A 19,817-nucleotide genomic window follows, 5' to 3' on the forward strand; every position below is an offset into this window, starting at 1 on the left:
GGGATCAGGCCCCAAGCGGGCGCAGAATGGACCGGGTGATGATATGGCGCTGAATTTCCGATGTCCCGTCCCAGATCCGCTCCAGTCGCGAGTCGCGCCAGAGCCGCTGAATGGCCAATTCCTCCATCAGCCCCATACCGCCATGAATCTGCACCGCATCATCCGCGATCCGGCCCAGCATCTCCGAGCAGAACACCTTGACCATCGCCGCATCCTGATCGGCCATATGCCCGGCCTCATGACGGCGCACCGCGTCTTCCACCATCAGATCCGCGGCGCGCAGGCTCATCGCCCCATCCGCCAGCCGAAACCCGGTGGCCTGAAACTGACCAATCGGTTTGCCAAACTGCTGCCGTGTGGCGGCCCATTCAGTGGACATCTCCAGAATACGCTCCGCCTTGCCACAGCACGACGCACCGACCCAGATGCGCCCCATGCTCAACCATTGATTGGCCACCTCAAAGCCTTTGCCTTCCTCGCCCAGGATCTGATCGGGGCCAAGCCGCACATCATCGAAACTCAGCGCATAGGTCTTGTAGCCCCGGTAACTGACCGATTTGGTGCCCTCGCGACACTCAAAACCCGGCAATCCCACATCCACCAGAAACGCCGTGACCCGCTTGCGGGGGCCACGCGGGGTTTCGTCTTCGCCCGTCGCCGCAAACACGATGGCGAAATCAGGCATGCAAGGCCCGGAAATGAAATGCTTTGAGCCATTGAGGTTCCAGTCTGCGCCGTCCCGCACAGCGGTCGTCTTCATCCCCATGGCGTCCGACCCGGCCTCGGGTTCGGTGAGAGCAAAAAGCTCTCGCTTCTCCCCGCGCACGGCAGGTAACAGATAGAGTTCGCGCTGATCGCCCGCACAGGCCAGCAAAATCTCGGTAGGTCTTGCCGCCCAGGAATGCAGCGCATGAGTGGTCTTGCCATATTCCCGCTCGATGAGCCGCATCGCACGCGGACCCAGACCGCCGCCGCCTACTTCCTCTGGCAGGTTGCAGGCAAAAAGCCCCAGTTCCTTGGCGCGTGCCTCGATCTCGCGGCCCAAATCCTCAGGCACCTCGCCGGTGCGGTCCACCATATCTTCGTGCGGAAAGAAGTTGTCCTCCATGAACCCGCGCACCGTGGCCAAAAGCAGCTCTTCTTCATGTGACATTTGAAAGGTCATGTGATGCTCCTCAGGCGTTTGCCCCACGCAGGTTGAGCTGGTCGCGCGCCTCTTGTGGGGTCAAGGCCCGCCCGCCCATCCGCTCTATGATCTCAGTCACACGGGCGACAAGCTGACCATTGGTGGCCGGCACGCCGCGATCCAGCCAGATATTGTCCTCAAGCCCCACGCGCACATTCCCGCCAAGCGCCACGGCTGCGGCGGCCATGGGCATTTGCATCCGACTTATGCCGAAACTCGCCCAGCTCGCCCCGGGCGGAAGCTGCGCCTTCATCGCCGCCATAGTCTCGACCGTCTGATCGGCCCCCCACGGAATGCCGAGGCACAGCTGGAACATCGGGGGCGCATCAATCAGGCCTTCCTCGATCATCGCCTTTGCAAATCGGATATGGCCAAGATCAAACACCTCCAACTCTGGCTTCACACCCCAGTCTTGCGTGAGCTGCGCCATCCGCCGCAGGGTGGGCGGTGTTGAGATATAGATCTCTTCGCCATTGCCGAAATTGAGTGTCCCGCAATCAAGGCTGCAAATCTCTGGCAGGCACGCCTTGATATGCGCCAGACGGTCCTCCGGCCCGATCATGTCCGTGCCGGGGCCAGGCAGGGCAGGGTCGTCCTCCGAGGGCACCCAGTCACCGCCCATACCCGCCGTCAGGTTGATCACCACATCCGTATCACTGGCGCGCACCAGATCGACGGCCTCTTTGAACAACTCTACATCACGAGAGCCTTTGCCGGTCTCCGGGTCGCGCACATGGATATGGGCAATCGCCGCGCCCGCCTTGGCCGCCTCGATTGCGGCATCGGCGATTTGCTGAGGCGTGACAGGGATATGCGGACTCTTGCCCACGGTATCCCCGGCGCCGGTGACGGCACATGTGACAATCGTTTCAAAATTCATCGTGCGCTCCCTTTTGGAGATAGTTTGAAACCCAAGGGCAGAATGAATATCGATTTTTCGCCGCGATTGCCGTATCAATGGCGAAAATTACGATATCGCGATGACAGCATGATCTTGCCAAAAGACACAGACGCCCCAAACCCGGTAAACCCGGTCCGCATCGTTTGTGTCCTGGTGCCGCGCTTTAACATGATGGGCCTTTTGGGTTTTCTGGAACCGGTGCGTGTGGCCAATTATCTGTCTGGCACGCCGCTCTATGAGCATAGTTTCCATGCGGTGCAGGCGGGTCAAATCACCGCCAGCAATGGCATGGAATTATCGTGCAAGGCTTTGCCCTATAAACTGACTGGAAATGACATGGTCGTGGTCGCAGGAAGCTGGGGGGCCGAGCATTTTGATGATCCGGTTCTGTTCAACTGGCTGCGCCGACAGGCCCGCATGGGCGCGCGGCTCTGCGCGCTGGAAATTGCCAGCTACATCTTTGCGCGCGCAGGGCTTCTTAATCACAAACAGGCCACCACGCACTGGTCTTATCTTGCTGGATTTCAAGAGAAATACCCCAAAATCCTAGCTGCAGAGCAGCTTTACACCATCAGCGGCCGGGTCATGACCTGCGCAGGCACCACCGCCGCGACCGACCTGATGCTCCAGCTGATCCGCGACGATCACGGCGCGCCTCTGGCAGGAGAGATTTCCGACAACATCATGCACCACCCTGTGCGCCCTGCCGATGCACCACAGCGCCAGACCATGGGGCGCGGCTTTGATGATCTGCACCCCGCGGTGCGCAGTGCGATTGACGTCATTGAGGAGCACATGAGCGAGCCTCTGCGCGTGCCCGAGATCGCAGAGCGCGTCGGCATGTCCCAACGCCAGCTTGAACGTCAGTTCAAACAGGCCATCGGGTGTTCCATTGTTCAGTTTGGCACGCTTTTGCGTCTGCAACATGCCCGGGTTCTGCTCATCTCAACCGATCTGGGCGTGCGCGAGATTTCTGCCGCCTCCGGCTTCAATTCGCTCTCTCACTTTGCCTTCGCCTTCCGCAACTGCTTTGGCCGCCGCCCCAGTGACTACCGCCAGGCCTGGCCGGAACAAGAACAGGCCCCGACCTGGCCCGGGACGTTGTCGAAATATCTGGATACTTTGCAAGTCCGGCAGGACCTGCCCAAGGACATCTAGCTAAAGCGTTTTGCATTTAATCTGATCCACAAGATTGAATGCAAAACGCTCACAACACTCAATTGGCGCGAGCCTTTTGCTGTTTCGTTCTGAGTTGGATAAAACGCAAAAGGCTTTAGGCGTCGCGCAGCGCTTTGAGCACGGCCACGATCTTTCGGTCCCGCTCTGCTGCCATATCCTCAAAATGCCGGTCGCCCGCCATCGCGTTGCATCCCTCCACCATGCGATCGCGCAGTTTTTGGGTGAGCTCCGGTGCCTCCAGCCGCGTCCAGGGCCATTTGAGCGCTGGGCCAAACTGATCGAGATTGGTCGCCATGCCACCCGCACCACATGCGACATGAAACGCCATACATTGACCTTGCACCACCATCCGCGGCGCGGGGCCGTTTTTCAAAGCGATGTCAATGTCTTCCGGCGTGGCCTCGCCATTGGCCACCATATGCAGCGCCTCGCGCCAAAGCGCTTCTTGCAGGCGAGTAGCGACAAAGCCCGGGATTTCTTTTTTCATCACCAGCGGCGCTTTGCCCGCATGCTCATAAAACGCAGCGGCCCAGGCCACTGCCGCAGGATCAGTTTGTTTGCCCCCGATGATTTCCACAAGCGGCAACAGGTAGGGCGGGTTAAAAGGATGCCCGATCACACACCGCTCTGGCGTTGGACATGTCGCGGCAATGTCGGTCATGGTCATGCCCGATGTCGACGAGCCAATCACCACGTTGGGCGGTACGATCTCTCCCAATCGCGCATAAAGCGCTTGTTTGATCTCAAGCCGTTCTGGTGCACTTTCCTGAATGAACCCAGCGCCGTCCACCGCGTCGCTCAGGTCGGATGTAATGCGCAACCTGTCCAAAGATGCGCCCTCAGCCAATCCCAAAGCCGTCAGGCTGGTCCACCCGGTTTCAATCACCGACATCAGCGCGAAACGCTCTTCAGGGGCGTGAATATAGGCGGTGACATCATAGCCCCGCGCGAGGAAATGCGCGGCCCAGCCGCCCCCGATGGGCCCCGCGCCAAGGCTGGCCACCCGGGTGATCGACATTGGATCGGGGTACATCACCTATTCGCCTTTGAACTTGGGTTCGCGTTTTTCGACAAAGGCGGCCACGCCCTCTGCCGCATCATCGGATTTCAGCATCTTGCGATAGACCGGCATCGGGTCGGTGCGCATCTTGTGGAATGCCTCTTGCAGCGGCTGGCATTCGATCTCGCGCTGCACCTCCTTGACCGACTGCATGGCCAAAGGTGCCGACCATGCGATGCTGGCGGCCCATTCCCGCGCAGCATCCATCAGTTGATCGGCTGGCACCACCTTGTTCACCAGCCCGTAATGCGCCGCCTCCGTCGCGCTCATCCGGCGGCCCAGAAGGAACATCTCCATCGCAATATTGTGAGGAATGCGCCGTGGCAGGCGTTGAAGTGCACCGGCATCGGGCACAATGCCCAGCGGCATTTCCGGCAGGCCGAACTCCACATGATCAGCCGCGATGAGCAGATCGCAGGCCATCGCCATCTCGAACCCGCCCCCAATCGCCAGCCCGTTGATCGCCGCAATCACCGGCTTGTTGAGCGCCCAGTTTTCCGTCAGCCCGGTGAAGCCGCCAAAACCGTACTCATCCGCCTCCCACCAGTTATCAAGGCTCATTTCCCCGGCATTCAGCGCCTTGAGATCCCAACCGGCAGAAAAGATCTTGTCGCCGCCCCCGGTCAGGATCGCACAGCGCAGCTCTTTATCCTCGTGCAGTTCCTGAAACGCGGCGGCCAGCGCCTGTGAAGTGGCCACGTCAATGGCGTTCACCTTGGGCCGGTCGAGCGTGACCTCAAGAACATGGCCCTCCCGGACCACCTTCACTCCGTCTGACATGGCATTGTCTCCTTACTGGAAGGCCGGGATGACCTCGTCGCAGAACAGCTTCATCGAGCGTTTCTGCGCCGCCAGATCAAGCCCCATGGACGCATAGTAAATGAATTCATCTACGCCCAAAGCCTCGTATTTCTTGAGCTTTTCGATCACCACATCGGGCGTGCCGAAGAGCAGGTTTTCTTCTAGCATAACAGGATCATACTGCTCGCGCCCCTCAAGTTCGGCCAGCGGAATTTGCGCGGGAAATCCGTTGCTTACCCCACCTGAATTGCGAAACAGGTTCTCAAACTGACCCAGCACCAGTCGGATCGCATCAAGCGCCTTTTGACGGTCGGCCTCATTGTCCCACACCGCCGCATGGCGCATCATCGCGAAGGTTGGGCGGAACCCATTATCTGCCTTGGCCACAGCCTCATCGAGATGTTTCTTGTAAAGCTCAGCCTCCGAGAAGGGCCGCGTCAAAGGCCAGCTCATGACATGGCATTTTTCGCGCAGGGCATAGTCATACGTTATGGGCGAGCGGGCGGCGACCCAGACAGGCACCTCTGACTGCAAAGGCTTGGGGCAGGAAGTGGAAGTGGGGAATTGCCAGTAGTCTCCCTCATGCGCGTAATCCCCTTGCCAGAGAGCACGCACGGCAGGCAGCATTTCCTGCATATATTGCCAGGCATCCGATTGCTTCAGCCCCGGACGCATGCGGTCGAACTCTCTCTGATACGCCCCTGATCCAATGCCAAATTCCAGCCGACCATCACTGATCAGATCAAGGAAGGCCGCCTCTCCGGCCAGGTTGATCGGGTGCCAATAGGCCGCCGTCGCCACAGCTGTGCCAAGACGGATGCGATCCGTATGCTCGGCCCACCAGGTCAGGATCTGAAACGGGTTGGGCGCGATGGTCATCTCTAACGCATGATGCTCGGCGGCCCAAACGATGTTGAAGCCACCGGCCTCAGCCATTTGCACCATGTCCAGCGTGTGATCGCGCACCGCGCGCATATCTGCGCTATCGTCCATACGCTCCAGATTGACAGCAAGTTGGAACTTCATGACCCGTCTCCCTCAGCGCATGACAAACGGGTTGGCCATCGGCGCATCGGACATGTTCATCCACACTGTCTTGGGTCTTGTGTAGTCGTACATCGCCTGAAACCCGCTTTCGCGTCCATAGCCCGACCCTTTGACGCCACCAAACTCGGCGATGGGGGACACTACGCGGTAAGTATTGACCCAGACGATGCCCGCGCGCACGGCGTCGGCCATGCGTAGCGAGCGCGCACTGTCACAGGTAAAGATGCCAGCAGCAAGCCCGTGTTCGGTGTCATTTGCCAGCGCGATGACCTCCTCTTCGGTCTTGAAGCGCTGCACGCAGAGGACGGGGCCAAAAAGCTCAGTATCGACAATGCGCAAATCCTGACGCGGGCAGGCGAGGATCGTGGGTTCAAAGAAGAGCCCCTCCATTCCCTCGGGTCGCTTGCCGCCGGTGAGCAGCTCGGCCCCTTCGCTTTGAGCATGGGCCAGCTCACGCTCGATATGATCGCGCTGCCCGACGGTACAGAGCGGGCCCATCTGTGTGTCGTCCAAAAGCGGATCGCCGATCCTGATCTCTTTTGACTGCGTTACCATGCGGTCGAGGAAGTCATCCGCAATCTCTTCATGCAGATAGAGCCGCGACCCCGCGACGCAGCTTTGACCTGTCGCGCCGAAAATGCCTGCGATGGACGCGTTCACAGCACTTTCGATATTGGCGTCCTCGAACACGATGAAGGGGGATTTGCCGCCCAGCTCAAGGCTGACTTCGGCAAAGTTGTTCTTGGAATTTTCCAGCACATGCCGCGCCGCACGCGGCCCGCCGGTGAAGGATATGCGCGCGACTTTCTTGTGCCCGGTCAGCGCCCGTCCGCACGGTTCGCCATGGCCTGTGACGATGTTGACCACGCCGGGCGGGAACCCTGCCTCTTCAATCAGCTTGCCGAACTCCAGCATCGCGGCAGAGGCGTGTTCGGATGCCTTCAAAACCACCGTATTGCCCGCCGCCAACGCCGGGCCGATTTTCACCGCCACCAGGAAAAGCTGCGAATTCCACGGCACCACAGCGGCCACCACACCCAAAGGCTCGCGTTTGGTAAAGACAAAGAGGTCCGGCTTGTCGATGGGTAGTGTCTCGCCACTGATTTTGTCGGCGCAGCCTGCATAGAACTGAAAAAACTCGGCGATGTATTTTGCCTGCCACTTGGTCTCTTTCAGCATTTTCCCGGTGTCGATGGTCTCGGTCTGGCCAAGCTCTTCGGACCTGTCTGCCAACAGCTCGGCCAGCCTGCGCAGACATTGACCGCGCTGGGACGGAGTCATCTTGGACCAGGGTCCGTTCAGAAACGCCTCATGCGCCGCTTCGACGGCACGGTTCACATCCGCCTCTGTCGCTTCGGGCACCCGGCTCCAGACCTGCCCGGTGGCCGGGTTTACACTGTCGAACGTCGCGCCATCTGCGGCGTTCACCCAGGCGCCGTTGATCAACATCTGATAGGTCTGAACATCCCCCATGGCGCGGTCTCCCTGTGTTGTGGCGCGATTCTCATTCTTGAGGGAACATCACGCGGCGTATGCGGTTTTTCGTCACTTGATGGCGAAAAATACTGCAAAGCGCAGCATCGCCAGACTTGCGCCGACACGCACTGCGTGATCACACTGGACGTGTGAGACCGAAAAGGGGACCGCGATGCTCGATAAATCACCGCAACCGCCCAAAGACGATGTCGAGCATCTGCGACGCGAATTGCAAAAGCGCGCGGGGCATCCCGCAGAGGAGGCCTGGGCGATGCCAGCGCTCTACTACACGTCCCCGGCGTTTCTTGAAGCCGAGAGCGATGAGGTGCTGCGCCGCGAATGGATGTGCATCGGACATGTCGGCGAGTTGCGCAAGCCCGGCGATTTTTTCACAACCGAACTTTTGGGCGAACAGCTTTTGGCGGTGCATAGCGAAGATGGCGTGATCCGCGTGCTTTCAAACGTGTGCCGCCATCGTGGCAACCTGGTGGCCGAAGGGCGGGGCAGCGCTCGTAAGTTTGTCTGCTCCTACCATGCCTGGGCCTATGACACGGCCGGGGCGCTCAAGGTTGCGCCTTTCATGAAGCATCAGCGCAGTTTCGATCAATCGAAATGCAGCCTGCCGGAGTTTGCATCCGAAGTTTGGATGGGGTGGTTGTTTGTCAATCTTGATGGAACAGCAGCACCCTTAAGCCCACGTCTTGAAGGGCTGAAAGGGGTTATTGGCAATTACCATCAGGACGAACGCCATCTGGTCTTTCTTGAAGAAGATGTCTGGGGTTGCAACTGGAAGGCGCTTTTTGAGAATTTCATGGAAGGATACCACCTGAGTGCGACGCATCTGACGACCTTGCACCCGGTGACACCGACCAAGCTCTGTCAAAAAATGGTCAGCGGTGACGCCTGGACCGGGTTTCACGCCTGCTATGATCCCGACTACCCACCGCGTGAGCCGTTTCATCCTGACCTCACAGAGTTTGAGCGGAATAACTCGCCCATGTACGGGGTGTTTCCCAATCTTCTGGTGGGGATGGGCACCGATTTCACGCTTTTCATGATTATCCGGCCTGATGGTCCTGAAAAGGTGCACATCCGCTGGGGTGTTACGGGTCAGGAGGATGCGCCGGAGGCTGAGGCGACGCAGACATACGTCAATCTGTGCAAGTCCTTCAACGTTGAGGATAAGGAAAAACTGGAGACGCTCCAACTGGCCATGCGGACGCGCAATTTTTCCGGCGGTCCGCTTGCGCCAGATGAGTTTGAAGGAACGATATGGGACTTCATCCAGTACATGGGCGTGCAAATGGGCCGTTGAGGCGGTGGCGCGTATGCGAATTTTGGACGTCCTTATGTTCAATCTGTCGAAAAATCTACAGTGCAACGGAGACCCCACTCATTAACCTCTAGACATAACAATCAACAGGGGAATGAAGATGACGCACAAAACAGACAAGCTTGTGCTTGACCGCATCGTCGCGGCAGGGTGTGCCCGTGGCATCAGCCGCCGAAGCTTTATGGGCCACGCAACCGCCGCTGGTTTGACCGCAACTGCCGCCAGCACGCTTTGGAGCACGCAAGTCTCTGCGGCCACGCCAAGCCAGGGCGGGCACCTGCGCGTCGCGATCCATGATGCAAACACGTCCGATGTCATGGATCCGGGTCAATATCTGTCGGTTTTCATGATTCAACTGGCGCATGCCTCTCGCAGTTACCTGACGCTGGTCAATCCCGATGGCACGTTGGGGCCCGACCTTGCAGACAGCTGGGAGGCTTCGGCGGATGCCAAGGTCTGGACCTTTGCGCTGAATCAGAATGCCACGTTCCACGATGGGCGCGCGGTGACGTCCAATGATGTGCTGGCCTCTTTGCGCCATCATCTCGGCGAAGAGTCGACCTCGGCTGCGAAATCCCTTTTGGCCAATGTCGTGGACCTGCGGGCGGATGGGGATCACACGGTCGTCATTGAACTCGACACTGGCTTGGCCGATCTGCCCTATATTCTCACAGACTACCACATTGCGGTTGTACCGGCCGATGCCGATGGCAAGGCCGCGTGGGGCGGCGGTATGGGCTCTGGCCCCTACAAGGTCGACAGCTGGGAGCCTGGCGTGCGTGCCAGCCTGAGCAAGCATGACGGTTGGCACAGGGACGGGGCGTGGTTTGACTCGCTGGAACTCATTGCGATCAATGATCCCAACGCCCGCCAAACGGCGCTCGTCTCGGGCGACGTTGATGCCGTGAGCTCGGTCGATCTCAAGACACTGGAACTTTTGCGGCAGCGCCCGGGCATCGACATTCTGAACCTGCCCTCGGGATCGGCCGTTACCCTTCCCATGCATGTCACCACAGCTCCGTTTGATAACAACGATGTGCGCATGGCGCTGAAGCTGGCCATCGACCGCGAAGAGCTTGTTGAAAAGATCGTCTTTGGCACGGCAACCGTCGGCAATGATTTCCACATCTCGCCAAACATGCCCTACTACCCGGAGGATATCCCGCAACGCAGCTATGATCCGGAGAAGGCCAAGTACCACCTCAAACAAGCAGGCCTCGATAGTCTTGATCTGGATATGTCGGCCTCGGATTCGATCATGCCGGGTGCGGTTGATTTCGTAACTCTGTTTGCCCAACAGGCCAAAGCGGCGGGCATCAACATCAAACCGGTCCGCGAACCCGGTGATGGCTATTGGTCTGATGTCTGGCTGAAAAAGCCGTTCATCTTTTCCAAGTGGGGCGCGCGCCCGACACCGGATACGATGTTCACGCTGGCCTACAAGACCGGTGCGAGCTGGTCAGAAGCGTTCTGGAGCAATGAGCAATTTGATGCGCTGCTGCTGCAGGCGAAGGCAGAGCTTGATGACGTCAAACGGGCTGAAATGTACCGCGAAATGGCGATGATCGCGCGCGATGACGGAGGCACCATTGTGCCGATGTTCACCAACTATGTCTATGCGCATAGCGACAAAGTTGGTCATCCCGAAGCTGTTGGCAGCACCTGGGAAATGGACGGGGCACGCGCCTATGAACGGTGGTGGATGAAAACCTAAGGCGCTTCAAAATTCGCTGACGACGTACAGTCAGGGCCACTGCGTTTCGCGATTATCTGTCAGTCAGGTTTATCGCGAAACGCCTTGGGCTGCCTTCGGCCGAACGCCGCGTGCCATATAAGTGCCGCGCGCGCCCGGCTGTTGACCGATGCCTCAGGTTAAACGCCGGATGCTTTAATAGTCTCGCCGCATCTTGGCGCCATGATAGAGAATGTCCGCCCATGTTTCGTTCACCCAGTCGCGTTTTTCTATGTCGCCGGAATCCATATCTGACGTGGGACGCGGCAGGTGTTCGAAGTTCCCAAAAGGGTCTCGCCCCCGGACAAGTTGCGCCCCGGTAGGTGTAATCGTCTGCTGCACATTCGGCGGCATATAAGGTTGAATGACAAAGCCGATGCGCCGGTCATCGCTGCGGTTGGGTTGCGAGCTGTGGATCACCCGGGCGCTGTGGATTGACATCTGACCGGGGCGCAGGGTCGTGGACACCGCCTTGCTGGCATCCACATCTTCCACTTCCTGCCCGCGGGTCAGGATATTTTCTTCACCGAATGTGTCGGTGTGATCTTTGATCTCGCCATGGCTGCCAGGGATCATCTGCATGCACCCGTTTTCGTCATTGGCCTCTGTTAACGCCACCCAGGCAGTTATGCCGACGTGGGGCTCCAATCCCATGTAGCGCGCGTCTTGATGCCAGCTGACAAAGCCCGGATCGTTGGGCTCTTTGATGAACAAAACCGTTCCATAGTTGAGGATGTCAGGGCCGATTAGATCTTCAATCGCATCCACAAGCACCGGGTTGTGCACGATCTCATCAAGACACATCAGGTTCAGATGAGCATTGTTGCGCGCAGCCCCCTGAAAAGCTTCGGGCCATTTTTCTTCGGCGGCTTCGAGTTCCGTGCGCAGGCGCAGGGCCTCTGCTTCGGAAAACACATCTATGGGCGAGACGAACCCATCCCGGTGGAAGGCGTCGATCTGGGCCTGGGTGAGTTTTTTCCCCATGTCTATTGTCCTTTCACACGTCGATCACGTGAACATCGCGCGGGAATTGCGTGAGACACGAGGCATCGTTGGCACGCACATGGATTGTTTCGCTCAATTCCATGCCCCAGCCGTCCATCCACATCCCCAGGATGATGTGCACGACGGCGTTTTCTGGCAGAACAGTGCTGTCATCAGGGCGGAAACTGATCGTGTGCTCGCCCCAGTCTGGCGAATACCCAAGACCAATCGAATAGCCGATGCGGCTTTTCTTCTCGAGACCGTATTGATCCAAAACCGCCTGCCATGCGGCATGTACATCACAGCACATCGCCCCGGCCTTCATGGCGGACAGAACTTCATCCATGCCTTCGCCCACGGCTTTGGCGGTGTCCATCAATATCTTTGGTGGCTCGCCCAGATGCACAGTGCGCGCCAGGCCCGCATTGTAGCGTTTGCGACACCCGCCCAGCTCGAATGCGATGGTCTGGTCCTTCTCAAATGGCGCGTCGGTCCACATTGGATGGGCTGTGGAGGCCGCCTCGCCGGCCAGAACCAGTGGGTGCAGGGCGGTCTGGTCCCCGCCGAAGTCTGGCGTGCCGCGAATTTGCGCGGCGACGACATCGGCCATCAGATCGCATTGCCGCACGCCCGGTCGCACGCCGTCATAGGCCGTCTGCATGGCTTTGCCCGCAATGACCGAAGCCTGTTGCAGCATCGCTATCTCAGCGGGGCTCTTGGTCAGGCGTTGCCAGTTCACGAGCAAGCCACAATCGCTCCAGTCGCTGTCGGGTGTGCGCTCCATTAGATGGCCTACTGCGGCGGGTGTCAGAAAGTAGACGTCACTCTCATAGCCGATCCGTTTACCGTTCAACCCTTTCGATTTCATCCAGTCGCCCATGTACTGCGCCGCGTGGAACGTCGCCTGCTGCACATGCGTTTCGGGAAAGGGGACAAGCTGTTCTGGTGGCAAATAGGTTGTAAAGTCTGCGGCCCCTGCATCCATTTCACGACCCATCCAGGTTGGGTCCAGCTCCAGGCCGACAACCATGATCTGCGGGGTGTAGAACGACCAGGCATCATATCCCGTCAGCCAGTTGATATTGGCTGGATCACCAATCACTAGGGCATCCAGCTCTTTAGACTGCATGGCATTTCGGACGCGGGTCAGACGGTCAGCGTACTCTTCGCGGGAAAACGGTGGTGCCATAGTCTAGGCCTCTTCCTGATGGTCAAAGATGGAGGTGTAGCCATCGGACCAATCCGGCGGCATGCGCATGTTCATCGGCTCGAGCCGGGCGAATTTCGTCTCCTCACCCCGCACGACCTTGAGGCAGTTCGACGAGGGATAGGTCACGGCTGTGTATCCGACCGCGTCGCAGGCGCAGTAGGTGACAATCAGCACCGGGCGACCCAGCTTGCTCAGATTGGCGCGAGAGGCATGCAGGGTGGCGCAGTGGTGCACGGTGATTGTGCCTGCAGGTCCGGTTAAGTCCACCGCCGTGTCCAGCCCTGCTTTGGTCAGCCTGTCGTCTGGTATGTAGCCCAGCCAGTTGTCGTCCTCGTCATAGTGGTCATAAAACGGACCCTGGTGACTTTTGGGCACAACCTGCAAGGGGCCTTGATCCGGGCCAACATCGTTGAGACAGACAAGGAACTGCGCTACAGTCGTATTGGTCAGCGGGTAGAAGGGAAAATCCTGATGCCACTTCACCTCCTGACCGCCCCCCGCCCATTTGAAGTTGATCATGCATTCGCGAAACCGAACATTCGGGCCAAGCAGATCAGCGGCCAGATCGGTAAGCGGTGAGTCCTTACAGAAGTCCCAGAACACCGGATCGAGGTCATCGAGATAGGCAATGCGGCGCAGTCTGGGATGTTCGGCTGTGTGGCCCGCGTCCAGATCATAGGTCTGGGTTGAGCATGTCATGTTGCGAGTTGTCTCAACCAGGGCCACCATGGCCGCATTCAGTCGATCCAGCCAATCCTGTCCGACAGCCTTCTCTTTTACGACGTAGCCTTGTTCGAAATAAAAGGACCGCTCGTCCTGGCTGAGAACCCGAGGAGGGTTGGACAATATCTCACTGTGGTTCATCGCATGCTCCCAAAAACCCGGCTAAAACTGACGCAACAACTTGCCATAGCCCTCTACGCTGGCGTCACAGCCCGCAGCCCGAAGGGCCTGCCAGAACATGGCCTGATTGGCAGTGACAACCGGTTTGCCCAAGGCCTGTTCTATGCGGTCCACAACCTCGACCGCGCGGATTGCTGTGCAGGAAATGAACAGGGCATCGGCATCGGCTCTGTCGGACTTTAGGGCCGCCTGGAAAATCGCCTCACCGGTCAGGGCGGCCATGTCTTCGTTGTCTTCGATCCGAAACGACGAGAAGGCGCAGACCTGCTTGCCAGCCGTTTGCAGATAGTCGGCGATGACCGCGTTGACCTCATCCACATAGGGCGTCAGAACCGCCAACTTTTGCGCGCCAAAGGTGTCGAGCGCAGCCAAAGATGCGGTGATCGGCGTGATGCAGGTTGCTTCGGGGCGCACCGACTTGATGTGATCGGAAATGGCATCATAGCCGATCACCACCGAGCCTGAAGTGCAGGCATAAGCTATTGTGCTCAGGTGCCCCTCAGGGACCAAGAGCTCGGTCGCGTCAGCAATTCTCGGAGCCATTTTTCGTAAAGAGTTCACCGTGCAGTCCGGTGTGTTGGCGATGCGTGTGGTGAAAATCGCAACATCATCGTTGGGCCGCATATTCATGAAGTCCCGTTCGACCGTGTAGTCGTTGCTGAGAACTATGAGTCCGATCCGGTATTTTCCGGGGCCATTGTCGAGAACAATATCATCCCCGACAGCGCTGCTTTGAAACGTTTTCGGTTCCGCTACTTGAGAAACATCCGTCATGGCGCAGCCTGTATACAGCTTGATTTTAGCTATGCTCACCCCTAAAGCTGAGTCGTGTCAATGGGGGATGAAATGGCGTGCCGGGCGATCGCGCGTTACGAAACCATCAACCGGGAGAAGTGAATGGTCAAACTGGCCGATAAAATCCCCACAGTATCCGAAGACGAAACCGGTGCTGAGCGGTTTGACCGGATCTATTGCCAGCTGCGTGACCGGATCTGCCTTTTGACCTATCCGCCTGGAACCGTACTCAGCGAGGGGGCGCTGGCCAAGGAGTTCGGTATCAGTCGCACACCGATCCGCCGGGTTTTTCACCGGCTTGAGTTTATGGGGCTGGTGACGATCAAGAATGGCGTTGGCACGATGGTGACCGACATTGATCTGCAAACGTTCAAACAGATTTATGATCTGCGCAAACGTCTGGCCGAAATGATGGGAGAGCTGTCGCCGATTGAGATCACACCGGACCATATCGCGACGATAGATGATTTGGTGAAACGCACCCGCGACCTGGCGGACAAAACAGGGGCATTTGATGAGCTGGCGCTCATCGCGAATGACCTGCAACAGTTACTGTCTGACCTGACGGGTAATGCGCCGCTCTGTGAGATCACCGAGCTGATGTATTATCGCGTGGCGCGCATTTGGTACACGTTTCTTCCTCAGTTCGGCTGGGACAGGGCGCATGCGGGGCAGCTCAACGAGTTGGAAGAAATTCGCGCGGCCATGGTGGACAATGACATTCGCAGTGTTGGTCACTACCGCAGTATCGATCTTCAGCGGATGTTGACCCTTCTTGGTCGATTGCTGGCCGAACCATGACGCCGAAACAAGAACAAGCCATGCCGGATACGTTGGACACCACTGTTGAAATTCTCGACGCTCTGGTCGGTTTTGAAACTGTATCCGGGCGTCCAACCCACGGGATCATTGGATATATTCAGGACTATCTGGCACAGCACGACATTCCCTCGACCCTCAGCTTTGACGAGGCCAAGGAGCGGGCGAATGTATTTGCGACGATAGGGCCAGAGATCGACGGCGGGGTTGTCTTGAATGGCCATACCGATGTCGTCCCGGTGGAGGGTCAGGACTGGTCCAGCGATCCTTTCAAGCTGACCCGCAAAGGCGACAGGCTTTATGGGCGTGGGTCGGTTGATATGAAGGGGTTTCTGGCCTGTGTTTTGGCGTTGGTGCCTGTGTTCAAAGCCGCACCCCTGACCAAGCCTATTCATATCGCGTTTACATTTGACGAGGAAACGGGCGGGCTTGGGATGCCCGTCCTGCTCGAAAGCTTGTCGGGGTTTGCCTATCGCCCGGAGGTCGTGATTGTCGGGGAACCGACGCAGATGAAGATCGTGACCGGCCACAAGGGCGGCTATGAGATGCGCACTGAAATCAAGGGCCAAGAGGCGCATTCCTGTGACCCAAGGCAGGGTGTCAGTGCAATCACCGCTGCGATGAAGCTGATCTCGAAGATTGAAGAGATGAATGCGCAGCGCGCGGCCAACCCTGTGGGGGTTCTCTCTACAGCCCGCCTTATCCCACTTTCAATGTCGGCACGATAGAGGGCGGCGCGGCCCGAAATGCAACCGCTGGTTGGTGCAACTTCGATTGGGAATACCGCCCGATGCCGGGCGAGGACGGATCCCTGGCGATTGCCGAGATCGAAGCCTTTGCCGCGCAGGACATCCTGCCTGCTATGCGGGCCGTCTGCGACACCGCCGAGATCCGGATAATTACCGAAATCGCAGTGCCGCCGCTGGATGATCGCAACGCTGCAAAGGCGGCTGAATTTGTGAGCGCGATTTCGGGGTTGAACGACACCGGCGTGGTCTCTTTCGGAACTGACGCGGGGTATTTCAGCGATGCTGACTATTCTACCGTGGTCTTTGGTCCCGGCGATATCAGCCGTGCCCACAAGGCAGATGAATATATTGAACTCAAAGAACTGGCGCAGGGGTTGGACTTCCTGCGTAAACTCACAGAGCGATTGTCGAATTAACGCGAAACCCAGCGATTGAGGTCCTGTCATGCAGCCCAATATGCCCCTCTCAGATCTGTTAGATGCGGTCTCTGCAAATGCCGCTTTGCCCGAAGACATGTCGGAAGCCACGCCGCCTCAGGTCTATACATCGCAGGCGTTTCTTGAGCTTGAAAGAGACGCGATTTTCAATCGCGAATGGATTTGCGTGGGCCGCGCGGATGAGTTTGAAAGCCCCGGCGATTACCGGGTCATGACCATCAGCCGCGATGAGGTTGTGATCCTGCGCGACCATGATGGTGTGTTGCGCGCGATGTCCAACATTTGCCGCCACCGGATGATGAGCCTGCTCGAAGGCGAGGGCACCATTGGCGGCAAAATCACCTGTCCTTATCACGCCTGGACCTACAGGTTGGATGGCCAGCTGATCGGGGCGGCGCATATGCGGGACAATTTCGACAAACAAGACTGTCACCTGCCACAGTTTGCCGTCGAGGAATGGCAGGGGTGGGTTTACGTCAACCTTGATGCGAATGCCGAGCCATTGGCCCCGCGATTGACACCGTTGGCGGAGCTGTTGAGCAACTACGATGTTACCAGCTATCGCACGCTGTTTCGGGTGGACGAGATTTGGGACACCAATTGGAAAATCCTGTTTCAGAACTTTATGGAGCCTTATCACTTGTTTGCGGTGCACAGCAAAACCGTTGAACCGGTATTGCCGACACAGCACGCGCACGTCTTGACAGGCGGTCCCGGCTATTGCCTTTACACACAAGGGCGCAATCCCGGCGTTGCGTTTGAGTACAGCGAAGCGATGACAAACCCAAACCCAAACCTGTCTGAAGACGAGGTCAACAGCGTGCCACTGTTCGGGGCATTTCCGGCGCAGATGGCATCCGTGTCGGCCGAGCGGACCTTCTGGATGTCTTTGATGCCGGTTGAAACGGATAAGGTGCGCGTGTTCTGGGGTGTTGATGTTCATCCCGATGCGATGCCGTCTGGCGCGGAGTTTGAGGCACGTGTGGAAGAACTGAAAGCCAGTTTTCACGCGATCAACGATGAAGACAAGCCGATCACGTCGGCCATCGCACGCAATGCCGCCGCCCTGTCGGCGCAGCCGGGGCGCCTCTCACCAAAAGAGCAGACGATTTGGGAATTCCAACGCTATCTGGCGAGAATGCTCACCGCGCCATCGCCTTCCGCTTCCAAGGCGGCAGAATGATCGGTGTTGCAGAAATCGAGGCCGCGCAGGCCAGAATTGCCAGCACAATTCATCGCACGAGAACCGAACGCTCCGACAGCCTGAGCACGGCTTCTGGCGTTCCGGTGTACCTGAAACTGGAGCATCATCAGCGGACGGGATCATTCAAAATCCGTGGTGCGACAAACGCCATTCTGAACCTGACAGACGATCAGCGCGCAAAGGGTGTTGTTGGTGTGTCCACGGGCAACCATGGTCGCGGGCTGGCTTATGCGGCCCGGCAAAACGGGGTACGCTGCATCGTGGCGATGTCCCAGCTGGTGCCGCAAAACAAGATCGACGGCATTCGCGCGCAAGGCGCAGAGGTGCGCATTGTCGGGCAAAGCCAAGATGATGCTCAGGTTGAAGTGGATCGGTTGGTCGAGGAAGAGGGCATGACGATGATCCCCCCTTTGATCACCCCGACATTATTGCAGGGCAGGGCACGCTTGGCCTGGAACTCATCGAAGATGTGCCCGACCTGACCACAGTGCTGGTGCAGCTTTCCGGCGGTGGTTTGATTTCCGGTGTGGCCGCCGCATTGAAGGCGCGCAAACCCGATATCCGGGTCATCGGTGTGTCGATGGAGCGCGGGGCAGCCATGTATGCGTGCCAGAAAGCGGGTAAGCCAATCGCTGTGCCCGAGCTTTCAACATTGGCGGATAGTCTGGGCGGAGGCATCGGGCTGGACAACGCATACACGTTTCAAATGACCCGCGATCTGGTGGACGATATTGTTCTGGTCAGCGAGCCCGAGATTGCCGCTGCCATTCGGCACGCCTATTGGCAAGAGCACCAGATCATCGAGGGGTCAGGTTCGGTTGGAATTGCAGCCCTGCTCGCAGGCAAAGTGAGGCCAGATGGCGAAACCGTGCTGTTACTGAGCGGTGGTAACATTGACATGGCGTTGCATCACAGAATTGTCTCTGGCGAAGATGTGGACGTGACGGCGGGGGACAAAAATGCCTGATATCAAAATTTTGACCGAAACCGAATTGCGCGCGCTGGTGCCGCTTGATTTGTCGCTCGTTGACTGTATCGAACAGGGGTTTGCCGCCCTGGCCGGTGGCGGTGTGGAAATGCCGCCCATCGTGTCGATGGGCATTCACGAAAACAACGGTGAGATTGATATCAAAACGGCCCATATCAGCGGGGCTGAGAGTTTTACGGTCAAGATGTCGCCGGGGTTTTATGACAATCCCGCCATGGGCTTGCCGACGACCAATGGCATCATGGTGGTCTTTTCGGCCAAAACCGGACAGGTCGAGGCGGTGTTGCTGGACAACGGATACTTGACAGAAGCGCGCACGGCGGCAGCGGGTGCTGTGGCCGCGCGTCATCTGGCACGTGCGGAGGCCTCTCGCCTGTGTGTGATCGGTGCAGGTGCGCAAGCAAAGCTGCAAGCTGAGGCCATTCACCTTGTTCGTCCGTTGACACATGTCACGGTATGGGCGCGCGATCTCGCAAAGGCACAAAAGGCTGCCGAAAGTATCTCAAATACATTGGGCATTGAGGCGTCTGCCTCTGAAACGGTTGGCGAAGCGACCCAAGCGGCAGATATGATCGTCACGACAACACCAGCAAAAACTCCGCTTGTCTTGAAAGACCACATCAAACCGGGGCAGCTTGTGATTGCCATGGGGTCTGATCAGGACGGCAAATGCGAGATTGATCCAGCGCTTGTCGCGGCGGCGGATCACTATGTACCGGATCGTTTGTCCCAGACCAGAGTTCTGGGCGAGCTGCGCGCCGCCATGGCCGCTGGGCTTGTGTCAGAGACCGCGCAATTCCCAGAGCTTGGCGAGGTGGTCATAGGTGCATTGCCCGGATACGATGCCGCAACAAGCCTGACAGTCTGTGATCTGACCGGAACCGGGGTGCAGGATACGGCTGTTGCAACACTGGCCCGTAAGCGCGGCGAAGCGGCGGGCAAAGGCACGTCGTTCACAAGTTAACAAAGATGCGCAAGATTGCCTCGAAGAGCCAAACCTCGAATGCGTCCCC

General features: G+C 58.2%; 18 protein-coding genes and 2 pseudogenes. 10 read left to right on the forward strand and 10 right to left on the reverse strand.

From position 1 onward, the window contains the following. Window positions 1-4 precede the first annotated feature (4 nt). Both RZ517_RS05345 and RZ517_RS05350 read right to left on the reverse strand, forming a co-directional pair. Window positions 5-1,165: an acyl-CoA dehydrogenase family protein gene (locus RZ517_RS05345; protein WP_338550429.1), complete on the reverse strand. Its 1,161-nt coding sequence runs from the start codon at window positions 1,163-1,165 to the stop codon at window positions 5-7. A 10-nt stretch (window positions 1,166-1,175) separates the two neighbouring features. Then, a complete protein-coding gene (locus RZ517_RS05350; protein ID WP_338550431.1) occupies window positions 1,176-2,066 on the reverse strand; it encodes a 3-keto-5-aminohexanoate cleavage protein in 891 nt (296 codons plus the stop codon). Window positions 2,067-2,174: 108 nt separating this feature from the next. On the opposite strand from RZ517_RS05350, the gene RZ517_RS05355 reads away from it, so the two are divergent. Then, a complete protein-coding gene (locus RZ517_RS05355; RefSeq protein WP_338550433.1) occupies window positions 2,175-3,245 on the forward strand; it encodes a GlxA family transcriptional regulator in 1,071 nt (356 codons plus the stop codon). Window positions 3,246-3,360: 115 nt separating this feature from the next. Here the strand turns inward: RZ517_RS05355 and RZ517_RS05360 are convergent, their stop codons facing one another. From RZ517_RS05360 to RZ517_RS05375, 4 genes are read right to left on the reverse strand one after another with little or no spacing between them, the layout of a single operon-like run. After that, on the reverse strand, window positions 3,361-4,299 hold the full coding sequence (locus tag RZ517_RS05360; RefSeq protein ID WP_338550434.1) for a 3-hydroxyacyl-CoA dehydrogenase NAD-binding domain-containing protein: 939 nt from the start codon (window positions 4,297-4,299) through the stop codon (window positions 3,361-3,363). A gap of 3 nt (window positions 4,300-4,302) precedes the next feature. Continuing rightward, the gene (locus RZ517_RS05365; RefSeq protein WP_338550435.1) at window positions 4,303-5,106 is read right to left on the reverse strand and encodes a carnitinyl-CoA dehydratase; all 804 of its coding nucleotides are present in this window, start codon (window positions 5,104-5,106) and stop codon (window positions 4,303-4,305) included. Window positions 5,107-5,118: 12 nt separating this feature from the next. After that, on the reverse strand, window positions 5,119-6,153 hold the full coding sequence (locus RZ517_RS05370) for an LLM class flavin-dependent oxidoreductase (RefSeq protein WP_338550436.1): 1,035 nt from the start codon (window positions 6,151-6,153) through the stop codon (window positions 5,119-5,121). A 12-nt stretch (window positions 6,154-6,165) separates the two neighbouring features. Continuing rightward, window positions 6,166-7,647 (reverse strand): aldehyde dehydrogenase, encoded by a 1,482-nt coding sequence (locus RZ517_RS05375; protein ID WP_338550437.1) that lies wholly within the window; start codon window positions 7,645-7,647, stop codon window positions 6,166-6,168. A 175-nt stretch (window positions 7,648-7,822) separates the two neighbouring features. Here RZ517_RS05375 and RZ517_RS05380 point away from each other — a divergent pair, with 175 nt between their 5' ends. Continuing rightward, entirely contained in the window at window positions 7,823-8,965 is a 1,143-nt protein-coding gene (locus tag RZ517_RS05380; RefSeq protein WP_338550438.1) for an aromatic ring-hydroxylating oxygenase subunit alpha, read from the forward strand. A 118-nt stretch (window positions 8,966-9,083) separates the two neighbouring features. After that, window positions 9,084-10,697, forward strand: a complete 1,614-nt coding sequence (locus RZ517_RS05385) for an ABC transporter substrate-binding protein (protein ID WP_338550439.1) — start codon at window positions 9,084-9,086, stop codon at window positions 10,695-10,697. 174 nt (window positions 10,698-10,871) lie between these two features. On the opposite strand, the gene RZ517_RS05390 is transcribed toward RZ517_RS05385, so the two are convergent. Genes RZ517_RS05390 through RZ517_RS05405 form a run of 4 tightly spaced genes read right to left on the reverse strand, consistent with a single transcriptional unit; the run spans window position 10,872 to window position 14,586 of the window. Beyond that, window positions 10,872-11,699 (reverse strand): phytanoyl-CoA dioxygenase family protein, encoded by an 828-nt coding sequence (locus RZ517_RS05390; protein ID WP_338550440.1) that lies wholly within the window; start codon window positions 11,697-11,699, stop codon window positions 10,872-10,874. A gap of 13 nt (window positions 11,700-11,712) precedes the next feature. After that, window positions 11,713-12,888: a M24 family metallopeptidase gene (locus tag RZ517_RS05395; RefSeq protein ID WP_338550441.1), complete on the reverse strand. Its 1,176-nt coding sequence runs from the start codon at window positions 12,886-12,888 to the stop codon at window positions 11,713-11,715. Between the two features lie 3 nt (window positions 12,889-12,891). Continuing rightward, window positions 12,892-13,773 (reverse strand): phytanoyl-CoA dioxygenase family protein, encoded by an 882-nt coding sequence (locus RZ517_RS05400; RefSeq protein WP_338550442.1) that lies wholly within the window; start codon window positions 13,771-13,773, stop codon window positions 12,892-12,894. 21 nt (window positions 13,774-13,794) lie between these two features. Then, window positions 13,795-14,586 (reverse strand): maleate cis-trans isomerase family protein, encoded by a 792-nt coding sequence (locus RZ517_RS05405; RefSeq protein WP_338550443.1) that lies wholly within the window; start codon window positions 14,584-14,586, stop codon window positions 13,795-13,797. Between the two features lie 123 nt (window positions 14,587-14,709). Here RZ517_RS05405 and RZ517_RS05410 point away from each other — a divergent pair, with 123 nt between their 5' ends. From RZ517_RS05410 to RZ517_RS05435, 7 genes and pseudogenes are all read left to right on the forward strand, one after another. Beyond that, entirely contained in the window at window positions 14,710-15,408 is a 699-nt protein-coding gene (locus tag RZ517_RS05410) for a GntR family transcriptional regulator (RefSeq protein ID WP_338550444.1), read from the forward strand. Beyond that, the gene (locus RZ517_RS05415; protein ID WP_338550445.1) at window positions 15,405-16,154 is read left to right on the forward strand and encodes a M20/M25/M40 family metallo-hydrolase; all 750 of its coding nucleotides are present in this window, start codon (window positions 15,405-15,407) and stop codon (window positions 16,152-16,154) included. The genes RZ517_RS05410 and RZ517_RS05415 overlap by 4 nt, the downstream gene beginning before the upstream one ends. Next, window positions 16,151-16,213: pseudogene (locus tag RZ517_RS18380) on the forward strand (hypothetical protein); the annotation flags it as partial. The gene RZ517_RS05415 and the pseudogene RZ517_RS18380, both read left to right, overlap by 4 nt. A 3-nt stretch (window positions 16,214-16,216) precedes the next feature. After that, window positions 16,217-16,591 carry a M20/M25/M40 family metallo-hydrolase gene (locus RZ517_RS05420; protein ID WP_338550446.1) on the forward strand — a complete coding sequence of 125 codons (375 nt, stop codon included), beginning with the start codon at window positions 16,217-16,219 and terminating at the stop codon, window positions 16,589-16,591. Between the two features lie 40 nt (window positions 16,592-16,631). Then, complete coding sequence (locus RZ517_RS05425; RefSeq protein ID WP_338550447.1) at window positions 16,632-17,795, forward strand: aromatic ring-hydroxylating oxygenase subunit alpha; 1,164 nt, start codon at window positions 16,632-16,634, stop codon at window positions 17,793-17,795. Beyond that, window positions 17,792-18,783: pseudogene (gene eutB, locus RZ517_RS05430) on the forward strand (hydroxyectoine utilization dehydratase EutB). Before RZ517_RS05425 ends, eutB begins: the two are co-directional and overlap by 4 nt. After that, entirely contained in the window at window positions 18,776-19,768 is a 993-nt protein-coding gene (locus RZ517_RS05435) for a cyclodeaminase (RefSeq protein ID WP_338550448.1), read from the forward strand. Before eutB ends, RZ517_RS05435 begins: the two are co-directional and overlap by 8 nt. The last annotated feature ends 49 nt before the right edge of the window (window positions 19,769-19,817 follow it).

This window comes from Roseovarius sp. S88, from assembly GCF_037023735.1.
Taxonomy (GTDB): Bacteria; Pseudomonadota; Alphaproteobacteria; order Rhodobacterales; family Rhodobacteraceae; genus Roseovarius; species Roseovarius phycicola.